General features: G+C 66.5%; 7 protein-coding genes. 6 read left to right on the top strand and 1 reads right to left on the bottom strand.

From position 1 onward, the window contains the following. Positions 1 to 275 precede the first annotated feature (275 nt). The 6 genes from BQ7106_RS10605 (at position 276) to BQ7106_RS03395 (ending at position 12,754) form a co-directional block, all read left to right on the top strand. On the top strand, positions 276 to 2,861 hold the full coding sequence (locus BQ7106_RS10605; protein WP_083526874.1) for an S-layer homology domain-containing protein: 2,586 nt from the start codon (positions 276 to 278) through the stop codon (positions 2,859 to 2,861). A 937-nt stretch (positions 2,862 to 3,798) separates the two neighbouring features. Next, on the top strand, positions 3,799 to 6,513 hold the full coding sequence (locus BQ7106_RS10600) for an S-layer homology domain-containing protein (protein ID WP_129583776.1): 2,715 nt from the start codon (positions 3,799 to 3,801) through the stop codon (positions 6,511 to 6,513). Between the two features lie 281 nt (positions 6,514 to 6,794). Further along, positions 6,795 to 7,985 carry an S-layer homology domain-containing protein gene (locus tag BQ7106_RS03410; RefSeq protein WP_072371270.1) on the top strand — a complete coding sequence of 397 codons (1,191 nt, stop codon included), beginning with the start codon at positions 6,795 to 6,797 and terminating at the stop codon, positions 7,983 to 7,985. Positions 7,986 to 8,455: 470 nt separating this feature from the next. Further along, positions 8,456 to 9,049 carry a MarR family winged helix-turn-helix transcriptional regulator gene (locus tag BQ7106_RS03405; RefSeq protein WP_072371268.1) on the top strand — a complete coding sequence of 198 codons (594 nt, stop codon included), beginning with the start codon at positions 8,456 to 8,458 and terminating at the stop codon, positions 9,047 to 9,049. After that, complete coding sequence (locus BQ7106_RS03400) at positions 9,046 to 10,869, top strand: ABC transporter ATP-binding protein (RefSeq protein WP_083526869.1); 1,824 nt, start codon at positions 9,046 to 9,048, stop codon at positions 10,867 to 10,869. The genes BQ7106_RS03405 and BQ7106_RS03400 overlap by 4 nt, the downstream gene beginning before the upstream one ends. Then, entirely contained in the window at positions 10,862 to 12,754 is a 1,893-nt protein-coding gene (locus BQ7106_RS03395) for an ABC transporter ATP-binding protein (protein WP_072371266.1), read from the top strand. The genes BQ7106_RS03400 and BQ7106_RS03395 overlap by 8 nt, the downstream gene beginning before the upstream one ends. Positions 12,755 to 12,970: 216 nt before the next feature. On the opposite strand, the gene BQ7106_RS03390 is transcribed toward BQ7106_RS03395, so the two are convergent. Beyond that, positions 12,971 to 14,026 carry a hypothetical protein gene (locus BQ7106_RS03390; protein ID WP_072371264.1) on the bottom strand — a complete coding sequence of 352 codons (1,056 nt, stop codon included), beginning with the start codon at positions 14,024 to 14,026 and terminating at the stop codon, positions 12,971 to 12,973. Positions 14,027 to 14,327: the final 301 nt, after the last annotated feature.

Below are 14,327 nucleotides of genomic sequence, written 5' to 3'. Positions count from 1 at the left end.
AACCAGTGGGATCCGCAAGAGAACGGGTCGTTTCACGAGGCAGAGAAAGGGATGTCAAGGCGACCGATTGAACGGGGGTGCGCATATCCCTGTTCGCGCATTGGCGCCCCCCGATCATGCCCTTTCTTCTGTTGCGGTGCCCGCGTGCGATGCCTGACGTTCCGCTTACCCATAATTCTATTGACGGGGGGGGGGGTATGTCCTAGCCTGACGCGTAACTGAAAGTTCCTCGCCGCTCCTCCGTGTGCGTCGGGGAGACGAGAAGGGACGCAGTCATGGGAAGAAAGAACCTCTATGGGCGCGCGCGTCTCGCGACGGCGGCGGGACTTGGTCTTGCGCTCGCGCTCGGTGCTGCTCCGGTCGTGGCGGTGGCCGACGACACGGGGACGATTATGGACGAGTTTGGAGCTGGGGGCATTCAGGTCGACACGGACAACAATGAGGATTCGGGGTCCACGGAAGCCCCCGAAAACGGTAATGGGCTGATCTCTGACGATAGAGGGAAGACATACGACAGCGTTTCCGCTGCGCTCAATGATGGCGCGCGGAGCCTGACGCTCCTCAATGATGTGACAGAAAATAGCGCGATCACCATTCCCCTTGGTGCGAGCGTTGTAATCAACCTCGACGGGCACACGCTCTCGATGTCCCACACGGAGAATTATACCGACGCTTCGATAACTGATGAAAAGTACAAGGAGTTCTCGTACGCGATTATCAATCATGGAACCCTTGATCTCTTCGGGGGGACGGTTGAGCAGCAAGCCACGAGCGGTTCATTGATTTTGAATCTGGGCGAGCTGCATCTGGACTCCTCGCTTACGGTTACGGGTTCCGCAAACGGCTACCTCATTACCAACCTTGGCGGAGAAATCAATTCGTTTGCCTCCATCATTCGCTCCGGGCTGGGGGGCGGTGCTCTTGTGACGTATGGCGGTGCCGTGAACATCAACGGAGGCCAGATTAAAGCAGTGAGCGAGTGGACGAACTACAACGATGCCCTCGCGGGCGTTGTTGCGTTCAACCGGACATACAACAACAACGGCGAGGGAGCACAAGTTTACATTTCGGATGGAGTCATCGTTTCCGATATCTACGCCGTCACCACCAACAACGTTCTGTCTGGGGGCAGCGATCCTTGCGACGTAACCATTTCGGGGGGATCGCTGCGCACCGTGTCTGGTAGCGCAATCTACTGGCCGAGCGCGGGAACCCTGACCGTTGGCCAGGCTGGTTGGGGAGACGAGTCCGTTTCAATCATCGCGGACAAGGGCTCTGCCATCGAGATGTGCAGCGGCGCCCTCGTCGTGAACTCTGGAACGCTTAGGGGCTCAGCGGAAGCGTGTGAAACCGACCAATACCTTGTGGATGGATATAGAGCAAACTCTGGCAGCGCGGGTCCCGGTGACGCGGTCACCCTCGTCACGCGCCGCGGAGGCGGGTATGTGAACTCGTCTATCAGCGTCACCATCAACGGGGGGCTTCTCGAGAGTGACAGAAACTATGGCCTCCGGTACTTCGACTGCAACCGGTCGACTGGAGCTACAAAGCTAGATCAAGAAGTTGACGTCAGCGTTTCAGGCGGAACGTTTGTGGGCGGCCTCGGAGCCGTCGACGCCTCGTTCATTCAGGATGACGGCTATCACTTCGTGAGCGGCGGGAGCTTCTCCAGCCCCGTCAGCGCGGATGTCCTCTCGAACGACTTGACCGCCCAGCTGAAGACCTCCGATACTAGTGCCCCTTACAGATACTTTAAGACCATGGGCGAGGCGGCGTCTTCGGCATTGCCCGGGGATGAGGTGTCTTCAGTTGGGATTAAAGAGGACGAACAGGCCATCGTCTTGATGCTCGACTACGGCTACGACAATGCCAAGACGGAGCTGAAATTCGGTGCGCCCGGAGACCAGTTTATTGAACTTCCATCCGCAACTCGAGCTGGCTACACCTTCCGGGGCTGGTCCGATGGAACACGGACCTATCAAGCGGGGGAGAAGTACACTGTCAACAGTGATGCAACCCTTATCGCGCTCTGGCGAAGCAACTACGTCCCACCCGTGGTGACCGGGGACCGCGTCAACGTCGCCGAGACCGACGGCGGCAAGGTCTCCGTCACCCCGACCCGCGCCGACGAGGGCGACGAGGTCACAATCGCCGCGACTCCCGACGAGGGCCAGGAGGTCCGCGAGGTCACCGTCACCGACGAGGACGGCGAGTCCGTCACCGTCAAGGCCGGCAAGAAGGACGGCGAGTACGTCTTCGAGATGCCGGGCTCCGCGGTCACCGTCACCGTGACCTTCGGCTGCGACGGCGGGGAGCTCTGCCCGACCCACGGCTTCAATGACGTGGACCAGGACGCCTGGTACCACGACGCCGTGGACTGGGCCGTCACCGAGGGTGTCCTGAACGGCTACGGCGACGGCGGCACCTCGCTCGGTCCCGTGGCGAACGTCACCCGCGCCGAGATGGCCCAGATGCTGTGGAACCAGGCCGGCAGGCCCGAGGCCGACGCGGACCTCTCCGGGTTCACTGACGTCTCCGCTGACGGCTGGTACGCCGACGCCCTGGCGTGGTGCCTCGACGAGGGCCTGTTCTCCGGCTACGGAGACACCTTCGGAACCGAGAGGGTGATCTCCCGCGAGGAGGCCGCGACCGTCCTCTGGCGCCTCTCCGGCAGCCCCGAGGCCGACGCCGACCTCTCCGGCTACGGCGACGCCTCCAGCGTGTCCGACTACGCGACCGGCGCGATCGAGTGGGCCGTCTCGACCGGAGTGCTCACCGGCAAGGGCGACGTGGCCCTCGACCCGCAGGCGGGCTGCACCCGCGGCGAGGTCGCCGCGATGATGATGCGCATGGCGAAGTAGCCGTCTGCGCACAACAGGCGAGCCGAACCCGGGCCCGCGCCCCCGGCCAGACGCGCTGGGGGCGCGGGCCCTCGTCGTGCGCGCCGTCCCCGGCCCCGCCGCCCTTCTCGCCCCCGCGCCGAGACGGAGCGTCGTGCGAAAACCGCCGCCGATCGGGCCGCATTTTCGCAATCCGCTCCGTTTCGGCGCCGACGCTGTTTCCGTTCGTTCTCCGCATGGGACTGACGCTGGACACTGCAGCCTGACTCTGCTGCCAGCCACTTACAGATACCTTACGTATCGCTGAAGCAAAAACGTTGACAGGGGGGGGGTATGCCCTATCGTCCGAGCTGACTGGAGATTCTCGCCCAGCGCGGCGGGACGATAGGAAGGGGTTGATCTCATGCCGAAGAACGAGGTCGGGAGCGCGGCGTGGCTCGCTGCCGCGGCGGGTCTGGGACTCACGCTCGCACTTGGCTCAGCGCCGGTCGTGGCGATGGCTGAAAATGCAACCGCGACGATGGGTGACGTGACCGAAGATGCGTCCAATCCTGTGGATGCAACAGAGGAGAACTTCCCCGTCTATATTGGAAAGGTTGGATATAAGTCCCTTCAGGCGGCTGTGAATGCCTCCGAAGATGGTGCCGAAATTGAGGTGATGGATAACCTTACGAACCAGCCAGGTTTCAGTCTTAGCAACAGATCAATTAGCATTGAGCTGAACGGACATAGAGTCGAATTCACGTTCGGCAGATCAATTACGGTACGGCCTGGCGGTTCCCTCAATATCACCGATAGCAGTGTGACCAGCACCGGAGCCCTCGTAGGCAGCTACGCCACTAACTTCATTGACTGCTCAGGGGAACTTACCGTAGCCGGAGGGGCTATATCCAACACTGTTGCATCTGGAAATACCAACAGCTCGGTGCGTCTGCACGGTTCAAGCGCATCCCTCACTATGACCGGCGGCTCGATCAAGAGCAACCTCAAGGCTGTAATCGCGACCAGCGGGGCTCATGCTTACATTTCCGGCGGCAGGATCGAGAGCCTGGAGCAGAGCTCGACGGCGCTGGAGCTGACCGGCGCCCATGCGGAGATTTCCGGAGACGCGGCGCTCAGCGGAGCCTTTGGCGTTGTGCTGCTCAATTCGAATGACAATAACGAGGGGAGCGATCCCTCTACCCTGACCATGACCGGCGGAACAATTGGGGCGAAGTACTTCGGCATCTCGGGTAACAACACCAGGTCCGCAGGAACCGAGGTGAACATCTCCGGTGGCACCATCGATACGGGCGACACGAGCATCTACTGGCCGATGGAGGGCAAGCTCTCCATCTCTGACGACTCAACCTCAACCTCAACCTCAATCTCCGGCTCCACCGCCCTCGAGGCGAAGATGGGGACGATTACCATCACGGGCGGTTCGTTCAGCGCGAATGGCGAATTTGACTCGATCTATTCCGGCGACGGGTCGTACGATGATGGCTCCGCCCTTAAGTTCGTTGGCCAGCTATATGGCACCAGCGAGGGACAGTATATTGACGATCCCGATTTGGAGGTTTCCATCTCGGGCGCTACGGTGACGAGCAAGAACGGGAACGCCATCTCTGTCTATAACGCAGCCGAGGACGGCTCCGGGGAGGACAGCATTCCGTCCAGCAAGATCGAGGTTTCCGCAGACGTCTCCATGACGCCCGCCTCCGGGAAGGATCCCGTGCGAGTTACCTCGTTCGACGAGTTCAGCGTCTCTGGCGACTCGGTCACTTCCGGTAAGGCCATCGTTATCAATGCCGCACTGGCTGACGCCGCTGCCCAGGCGCAGAATAAGGTGACCAAAGGCTCGAGTACGGACCAGTCTCAGAGCGCCTATAAAACCATGTACGCGCTCTACTCGACGCTCGGTGCAGCCCTCGAGAACGCCTCTACCGCGGAAGGCGGGCAGGCTGAAGTTACGCTCCTCCGCAACGTCACCGAGGACGTCTCTGTCCCTGTGGGCTCCAACGTCTCGCTCAACCTCAACGACAACACGCTGACGGGCGGCATCGAGAACAGCGGCGAGCTCGAGCTCACTGGCTCGGGAGAGATTGTCGGGCAGATTACGGGCAACGCTGCCACGACCGATGGGGAGTCGTCCGTCGCCACCTACGTTGCCACTGTCGACGGAAATAAGTTCTCTGACCTCCAAGCGGCCTTGAATGCCGCGGCCAGCGCGGACGACAAGACCGTCGAGCTCCTTGCTGATTATGAGTGCGCCGCCTTTACCGTCCCCGCGGGCGTGACACTCGACGGCAACGATCACACCATCGCATGCAATGCGACCTACTCCACCGGCGCATTCATCACGGTCGGGGAGGGAGCCGACGACGTCACCATCAAGAACGTCGTGGTGAGCGTTCCGGTGGCCGTGGATGCGAACAAGCACGCCACCCAGTTCTATAAGAACGACGGCGGCACGCTTGATGGGGTCACGGTCAACGGCGGCAACTTTACCTCTGTGATCGTGAACGGCGCCACGAATGTTACCGTCAAGGACAGCGCGCTCAACCCGAATGATGGCGCCTATGCCAACATCGAGTACGCCATGGGCGGCGGCGTGACGACGGTCCCCTCTCTCACGGTCGATGGCGTTAAGTTCAAGGATGGCGTAACCCAGGTTTGGGCTGATGACGCCACGGTGTCCGCCGTTCGCGGCGCGCTCCCGGGCGTTCAGACGAACGATGACGTCGTCGAGAAGATTGCTGGCAGCGTCACCAACAGGAACGACGGGCCGATTCAGGTTGCTGTGCGTCTTGAAAAGGGCGACGGCTCGATCGTTACCGAGACCGTGCAGAGCGTCACGAACCCGCCCTCCAACCCCGGCGGCTCCGTGAGCTCCGGCGAGCAGGTCAAGGTCTCCGAGACCGACGGCGGCACCGTGAAGGTCGACCCGACCCGCGCCGACGAGGGCGACGAGGTCACCGTCACCGCCACGCCCGACGAGGGCCAGGAGGTCCGCGAGGTCACCGTCACCGACGAGGACGGCGAGTCCGTCACCGTCAAGGCCGGCAAGAAGGACGGCGAGTACGTCTTCGAGATGCCGGGCTCCGCGGTCACCGTCACCGTGACCTTCGGCTGCGACGGCGGGGAGCTCTGCCCGACCCACGGCTTCAATGACGTGGACCAGGACGCCTGGTACCACGACGCCGTGGACTGGGCCGTCACCGAGGGTGTCCTCAACGGCTACGGCGAGGGCGGCGAGTCCCTCGGCCCCGTGGCCGACGTCACCCGCGCCGAGATGGCGCAGATGCTCTGGAACCGCGCCGGGCGCCCCGAGGCGACCGCTGACCTCTCCGCCTTCACGGACGTCGACGCGGGCGGCTGGTACGCCCCCGCGCTCGAGTGGTGCGTCTCCGAGGGCATCTTCTCCGGCTACGGAGACACCTTCGGAACCGAGAGGGTGATCTCCCGCGAGGAGGCCGCGACCGTCCTCTGGCGCCTCTCCGGCAGCCCCGAGGCCGACGCCGACCTCTCCGGCTACGGCGACGCCTCCAGCGTGTCCGACTACGCGACCGGCGCGATCGAGTGGGCCGTCTCGACCGGAGTGCTCACCGGCAAGGGCGACGTGGCCCTCGACCCGCAGGCGGGCTGCACCCGCGGCGAGGTCGCCGCGATGATGATGCGCATGGCGAAGTAGCCGTCTGCGCACAACGCTTGACACCAGCGTCAGGTTATAGCGTCAAGTTAAGTTGACGCTATAACCTGACGAGATCGTCAACCTGACGCCCCGGCGCAAAGCACAGCGCCGGGGCGTCGTCGTTCTTCTCGATGCCTCGTCTTCCACGTCGAACTGGGCTGCGAGCTCGAGCTCCCCACGTTTGCCGACCGCTGGATCTCGCTGCGCCACCTATCATTCAGATTGCTGAGCGTTCGCTGGTATCTTTGCGACAGAGTTCGTTCGCGCGGAAAGGAGCGAGGATGATTGCTGTGCTAAAGAGGGTCCTGGTCGGAACTGTTGCGACACTTGCCGTGGCGGTGGGATGCGTCGCGGCGCCGGCGGCGATTCCCGCGCGGGCGGACGCGATCGACGACTGGGAGGATGAGTTCTTCCGCGAGGGGACGGTCCGGATACTTACTGTTGACCCGTTTGACACCTTCTGGACCGAGCATCGCCTAGAGCCCGGCACACAGTTCGAGCTCGGCTTTGTGGAGCGTGAGGGGTATCGATTCCTTGGGTGGAGGGCCGAGGACGGGACCCTTCTGGGGTCATCCAGCCTGACAACGATTCCCGATCACAGCACGATGTACGTCGCCCAGTGGGAGGCCCTCGACGGCAGCCCGACGTATCCGGTGACGCTTGACGTGGTCGGCGAAGGCAGGGTTCTCATCAGCGTCGAGGATGCCTACGAGGGCTCCTGGGTCAAGGTGTGGACGTTTCCCGAGGACGGCGGACGCGTCGTCTCGGTCGATGCGGTCGACGCGAGCGGGAACGAGCCGGAGTACTTTTGGTCTGTGTCAAGTGACTCGGCAGACGGCACCGAGAAGATCGAGGACCAGTGGGACTTCATGATGCCCCCGTGTCCGGTTCATGTCACGGTGACGTTTGGCTGCGACGGCGGGGAGTCCTGCCCGAGCGCGGGGTTCTCTGACGTGGGGCTTGATGCCTGGTATCACGAGGCTGTCGACTGGGTGGTGTCAAACGGCGTGATGAGGGGCTATGGCGACGGATCGTCGTTTGGGCCCGACGGGAAGATCACGCGCGCGGAGATGGCGCAGACGCTCTGGAACAGGGCGGGGCGGCCGTCCGCCGACCTCGGCGCTGTCGCCACGTTTGCCGATGTGAGCGCGGACGCGTGGTATGCCGAGCCCGTCGCGTGGTGCGTCGAGCAGGGGATCTTTGGTGGCTACGGTGATGACTTCGGCGTGAGCCGTGTGATCAGCCGTGAGGAGACCGCGACCGTGCTGTGGCGCGCGGCGGGGCAGCCGTCGGCGTCCGGGTCCCTCGGCGGGTTCGTTGACGGCGGGAGCGTGTCGTCGTACGCGGTCGAGCCGATGAGCTGGGCCGTGAGCGCAGGCGTGCTCACCGGCAAGGGCGGCGTGGCCCTCGACCCGCAGGGGCAGTGCACCCGCGGCGAGGTCGCCGCGATGATGATGCGCATGGCGCGGTAGGCGTTCGCGCGACGAGCGACGCAGCGAGTCGCACCCGGGCCCGCGTCCCAGCCGATCAGGCCGGGCGCGGGCCCTCGGCGTTCTCTGTCCCGAGTTATCTACCACTAGATTGGCAACAACTGGGGCTCCAGAGCCGTGGGAACGGTTCCAGAGCCCTGTTGTTGCCGATTCTGTGGTAGATAAATCCAGCTGCCGACGGTCTTGGGTCTTCTCGGCCCCGCAACGAAACGGAGCATCTTGCGAAAACCGCCGCAGAGAGGGCCTCGTTTTCGCAAATCGCTCCGTTTCGGCACCTGCCCCGCGCACCGGCCCCGCGGCACCGGCCCCGCGACCCGCAAAACCTGACACTTTCCCCTGGCACCAGTGTCAACACCAGTGTCAACACCAGTGTCAACCCCGCGGGTTGACATACATCCGAAATCGGATTAACTTGAGAGGCCCGCTCGGCGCACCGAGGAGGAGAGGAGGACATGGAAGCACAGGAAACCAGCCTTGACCAGCGGCGGATTGGCAACGCGCGGGAGATCGACATCCTGTACCGCGAGAGCGACAAGCTCTACTACGAGTTCGCGCGGGGCTGCGGGCTCTCGGAGACCGCCTACTGGATTCTCTACGCCGTGGAGGTCTCGGGCGGCGCCGTCACCCAGAGCGAGATCGCGGACGCGTACTCGTACTCCCGGCAGACGGTCAACTCCGCGATCAAGGCCCTCGAGGCCAAGGGCCTCGTCGAGCTCGCCCCCGTCGCCGGCGCCCGCCGCTCCAAGATCATCTCGCTCACGGAGTCCGGCCGCGCCTTCGCCGACGAGCGCATCCGCCCCGCGATCGAGGCCGAGGACCGCGCGTTCGCGAGCCTCGCCCCCGAGGAGCGTGCCGAGCTGCTGCGTCTCGTGCGCGCCTACACGCGCGCCATCGACCGCGAGCTCGCGCGCGTGTCCGTGCCGCCTCTCGGCGCCGCCCCCGTCGGCCTGGGCGACGCCGCGTCCCCGCGACCGCTCCGCGACACCGCATCAGACAACGCCATCGGCGCGAACAAGCCCAGCGCCAGGAAGGAGGAGACCCGTTGAGCGAGAAGAACCACGACCGGCACGCCGCCGCCCGCCGCACCCGCGCCCGCACGCCGCGCGACTACAGCAAGCGCACCTCCGCGCGCCTGCTCGTGAGCCTCGTCGCACCGTACAAGGCCCTGCTCGTCGCCATCCTGCTCTCGTCGATCTGCGACATGACGGGCATGCTCTACATCCCCACGCAGCTCTCGGCCATGGTCAACGTCGCCGTGAACTCGCGTGACATGAGCGCCCTCATGGGGCATGGCGTCGCCATGCTCATCGCCGCCCTCGTGGGCTCGGGCGGCTACATCACCTCGGTGTTCCTCACGTCGCGCCTCTGCGCCAAGGTCGGCCGCGACCTGCGCATGCGCGTCTACGAGGCGTCGCTGGCCTTATCCGGCTCGGACTTCAACGCCTTCGGCACCGGCTCCATGATCACGCGCACGCTCTCGGACGCCAACGTCATCCAGCAGACGCTGCTCATGTCGATCCTCATGATCTTCCCCGTGCCCCTCATGTGCGCGATCTCCATCTGGCTCGCGTTCTCGACCGACGCGGTCATGGGCTGGGTGCTCCTGGCCGTCACGCTCGCGATCGTGGCGATCTCGGTCGCCGCGGTGGCGAAGTCCGCGCCCATCTTCACGCGCCTCCAGGGCTTCATCGACAACATGAACACCCGCCTGCGCGAGTCCATCACCGGCGTGCGCGTGATCCGCGCCTTCGGCAAGGAGGCCCACGAGCGGGGCCGCCTCGACGAGACCTTCAACGACTTCGCGAGCAACGCGATCCGCGTGAACCTCGTCTTCGCGGTCACCGACTCCATGACGTTCTTCCTCATGAACGTCGTCGAGGCCACGATCATGTGGGTCGGGGCGGACCGCGTGGGCGCCCACGCCATGCAGATCGGCTCCATCAGCGCCCTCGTGGAGTACGCGATGCTCATCATGATGTTCATGATGATGGCGCAGTTCGCGATCCTGCAGGTGCCGCGCGCCCTCGCGTGCCTCACGCGCGCCGCGCAGGTGCTCGACGTCGAGCCCGAGATCGCCGACGCGGACGCCCCCGCCGCGCTCGCCGCGGCCGACGGCGCCGGGGACGAGGTCGCCCGCTTCGACCACGTGAGCCTGCGCTTCTCGGACGCCGACGAGGATACGCTGCACGACATCTCGTTCGCGCTGCGCCGCGGGCAGACCACCGCCATCATCGGCAACACCGGCTCCGGCAAGTCCACGATCGCCAAGATGCTGCTGCGCTTCAACGACGTCACGGGCGGCAGCCTCACCTTCGGCGGCGTCGACGTGCGCCGCCTCTCCCAGGAGGAGCTGCGCTCCCGCATCGCGTACGTCCCGCAGAAGGCGTGGCTCTTCTCGGGCACCATCGCCGAGAACCTGCGCCACGGCGACGCGGACGCCACCGACGAGCGCCTCTGGCACGCCCTCGACGTCGCCCAGGGCGGCTTCGTGCGCGAGCTCGCGCACGGCCTGGGGACCCGCGTCGCACAGGGCGGCACCAACTTCTCGGGCGGGCAGCGCCAGCGCCTCGCCATCGCCCGCGCCCTCGTGCGCAGGGCCGACCTCTACGTCTTCGACGACTCGTTCTCGGCGCTCGACTACAAGACCGACGCCGCGCTGCGCCACGCGCTCGCGGGCGAGCTTTCGGACGCGGCCACGCTCATCATCGCCCAGCGCGTGAGCACCATCCACGACGCCGACCAGATCGTCGTCCTGCGCGACGGCGAGGTCGTGGGCCTGGGGACCCACGACGAGCTCATGGAGGGCTGCCCCACGTACCGCGCCATCGCCGACTCCCAGACGAGAGGGGGACAGACCAATGCCTAGCGAGAAGAACCTCGAGCTCGACGAGCTGGAGCGCCTCGAGCGCGCCCGCGACGACGCCGACGGCGACGCGCGCCCCGGCGCCCCCGAGCCCGCGCCCGACGAGGAGCTCGACGTCCCGTCCGACGCGCTCGGCACCGCCGCGCGCCTGTGGTCCGCCGCCTCCGGACAGCGCTGGAGGCTCGTGGTCGCGGCGGTCTGCTCGGTCGCCTACGTGGCGGGCAGCCTCGGGGCGACCGCCTACAGCGCCGGCCTCATTGACCACCTCTGGGCGAACATCCAGGCGAGCTTCGCCGCCGGGGAGCCCTTCGTGGTCTCGCTCGACAACGCCGGCATCGAGATCCTCACGTTCCTCGGCATCTGGACGTCCGCATGGGCGGCCTACACCGTGCAGGGGCTCGTCATGGCGAGCTTCGCCGAGCGCCTGAACCTGCGTCTGCGCTCCCAGATCGCCGACAAGCTCGCGCGCCTGCCCCTGTCCTACTACGACGCGCACCAGCCGGGCGACACCATCAGCCGCGCCACCAACGACCTCGACAAGATCTCCGAGGTGCTGCAGCGCGGCCTGCTCCAGCTCCTGATGGCGTTTGCCATGGTCGGCGGCGCGATCATCCTCATGTCCACCTACGACCTCGCGCTCACCGCGATCTTCGTCGCGTTTGCGCTGGTGGCCGGCGTGGTGACCAAGCTCGTGACGTCCTACACGCTCAAGGTCGCGGCGGCGAGGCAGGAGGCGCTCGGCACGCTGACCGGCCGCGTCGAGGAGGCGTACAGCGGCCGCGCGGTCATCAAGGCCTTCGGCTGCGAGGAGGCGAGCGAGGCCGACATCGCCGAGGCCGCCGAGCGCCTGGCCGAAACCTCCGCGAGCGCCGACTTCGTCACCAACGCCATCGCCCCGGCCATCCGTCTGCTCATGAGGCTGTGCCAGGTGACGGTCGGCCTGCTCGCCGGGGGCATGCTCGTCATGGGGCAGATCTCCGTCGGCGTGTTCCAGGCGTTCTTCCAGTACGTGATGCAGGCGTCCGAGCCGCTCACGCAGCTCTCGCTCACGGTGAACATGCTCCAGGGCGCGCTCGCCGCGGCGGAGCGCGTCTTCGCCCTGCTCGACGAGGGCGAGGTCGTGCCCGACCCCGAGCGCCCCGCCGCGCTTCCCGACCCCGTCGAGGGCCGCGTCGCGTTCGAGCACGTGCGCTTTGGCTACGCCCCCGACCGCCCGCTCATGCGCGACGTCTCCCTCGTGGCCGAGCCGGGGCAGAAGGTCGCCATCGTCGGCGCCACGGGTGCCGGCAAGACCACCCTCATCAACCTGCTCATGCGCTTCTACGAGGTCGACGGCGGGCGCGTCACGCTCGACGGCGTGGACACCCGCGAGCTCACGCGCTCCGGCCTGCGCCGCCAGTTCGGCATGGTGCTGCAGGACGCGTGGCTCTTCGAGGGCACCATCGCCGACAACATCGCCTACGGCAAGTCCGGGGCCACCCGCGAGGAGGTCGAGGCCGCCGCGCGCGCCGCGCACGTCGACTTCTTCGTGCGCACGCTGCCGCACGGCTACGACACGATGCTGTCCAACGACGCGGAGAACATCTCCCAGGGCCAGCGCCAGCTGCTCACCATCGCGCGGGCCATGCTCACCGACCCCGCGATCCTCATCCTCGACGAGGCGACCTCGAGCGTGGACACCCGCACCGAGCAGGCGATCGTTCGGGCGATGGAGGCCATCATGGAGAACCGCACGAGCTTCGTGATCGCGCACCGCCTCTCCACGATCGTCGACGCCGACCTCATCCTCGTGATGGAGAAGGGCACGATCATCGAGCAGGGCACGCACGAGCAGCTCCTCGCCGCGGGCGGCGCCTACGCCGAGCTCTACCGCAGCCAGTTCGCGTAGCGGGCGCGGGGGCTCGCCGGGCCGCGGCGCGAGGTCCTTCTCGCCCGCGGCCGGGCCGCGCCCGGCGCGGCCGCCCCTCCCCACGCCGAAACGGAGCGTCTGACGAAAAACGCCCCGAAAAACGGCCGATTTTCGCAAATCGCTCCGTTTCGACGTGGCACCGCGGCGTCGGCGCCCGGCCGCGGGGGCCGCGCGTCACCGCGGCGAGAGGAGCGACTACGCCAGCACCTCCTCGGTTACGAGCGTCCACTGCCCGTCGGAGAGCACGAGCTCCGCGCGGATCGTGCGCGTGGCGCGCGGCAGCGACGGCTCGCGGGTGCGCTTGGGCACCCCGTAGCGCTCGAGCAGCGCCCCGAGCCGCTCTGGGTCGCGCGCCGTGTCGTAGTCAAACCGCACGATTGCCGGGTGCAGCGCGGTGAGGTGCGACTCGCGCAGCCGCTCGTCCTGCATCACGCGGATCGCGCTGCGCCCGCCCATGAGCTCCGGCCTCTCTGACTTCTGGCGTCCGTCGAGCTCCCCGATGACGATGCTCCCGTCGGGCAGCACCCAGAGGAAGTCCACGCGGAACCACTTTTTCGGCTCGACGGGGTCCTTGATCCACACCTGCAGCTCCGGCTCGACGAAGCCCAGCTCATGCATCGTGTGGCGCGCGATGGACTCGCCGCCGCTCTCCGCGCGCCCGTCCACGAGCGCCGCCGTCCCAAGCGCCCGCCGGACACCGCGGCGCCCGCGGTGGGCGGTGCGCACGTACTCGCAGACCTGCCGCGCGGACGACCCGCTCAGCCGCGCGGCCCGGTCGGCGACGGCCAGCGCGTCCGCGGGCGGCATCGTCGCGAGGCAGTCGAAGACGGTGCGCCAGAGCGGGGTGAGGCGCAGTCCGCCCACGCTCGTCACGTCGCCGTCGCTGATGCTCCTGCGCCAGACGCCGCTGACCCCCTTCTTCCGCGAGCCTGACGGGCCGAGCACGAACACGTGCGTGAGAAGCCCCCATGTGACGGGGAGGCCGTATGCCACGGCGGCCGACGCCCCGCAGAACCGCCACGTGGGATGGGTCTCTCCGAGCGCCCGCATGAGCCACATCGTGCGCTCGGCCGGATTGAGCGCGCGCCAGGTCTCCCGACGGACGAACAGCCCGGCGATCGGCTCGACGACCCATTGCCTGCGGTATCGCAGCGCGCGCCTGAGCTCGTCGTCCCCGGGCACGAGGCAGCGACAGCTGCGCTCTGCCGCGTCGAGGTGCCGGCAAACGTCCTTCTCTACGCGAGCGCTCATGAGGGCTCCCTCCGATGTTCGCGGCGCTGCTGCGGTTCCGCTCCGTTTTGGGGGAGAGCGTAGCGTCGATCTTCCGGCGTTGTCTGACAGCCGGCTTCCAGCTGCCTTCGCGCGCAGGTCGCAGGGGTCGCGCGCCCGGATCGCGCGGCGGCTTTCTCGGCGAGCGGCGCCGTAGGTCGGGCCGAGCGCAGCGTGGCCGGGGCCGCGCTCTTGGGCGCGGACTCGCGGACTCGCCGACACGCGCACTCGCCGGCCCGGGCTCGCGCGCCCGCGCCCAAACGGAGCGATTTGCGAAAAACGG

Source organism: Thermophilibacter mediterraneus (genome assembly GCF_900119385.1).
GTDB lineage: Bacteria > Actinomycetota > Coriobacteriia > Coriobacteriales > Atopobiaceae > Thermophilibacter > Thermophilibacter mediterraneus.
The sequence above is the reverse complement of the archived record's forward strand: the minus strand, read 5'-3'. Positions and strand labels throughout refer to the sequence as shown.

What these genes read in the sequence shown, in the direction of transcription:
- BQ7106_RS10605 (WP_083526874.1), top strand. Translation starts at nt 276, where the DNA reads ATGGGAAGAAAGAACCTCTATGGGCGCGCGCGTCTCGCGACGGCGGCG.
- BQ7106_RS10600 (WP_129583776.1), top strand. Translation starts at nt 3,799, where the DNA reads ATGACCGGCGGCTCGATCAAGAGCAACCTCAAGGCTGTAATCGCGACC.
- BQ7106_RS03410 (WP_072371270.1), top strand. Translation starts at nt 6,795, where the DNA reads ATGATTGCTGTGCTAAAGAGGGTCCTGGTCGGAACTGTTGCGACACTT.
- BQ7106_RS03405 (WP_072371268.1), top strand. Translation starts at nt 8,456, where the DNA reads ATGGAAGCACAGGAAACCAGCCTTGACCAGCGGCGGATTGGCAACGCG.
- BQ7106_RS03395 (WP_072371266.1), top strand. Translation starts at nt 10,862, where the DNA reads ATGCCTAGCGAGAAGAACCTCGAGCTCGACGAGCTGGAGCGCCTCGAG.
- BQ7106_RS03390 (WP_072371264.1), bottom strand. Translation starts at nt 14,026, where the DNA reads ATGAGCGCTCGCGTAGAGAAGGACGTTTGCCGGCACCTCGACGCGGCA.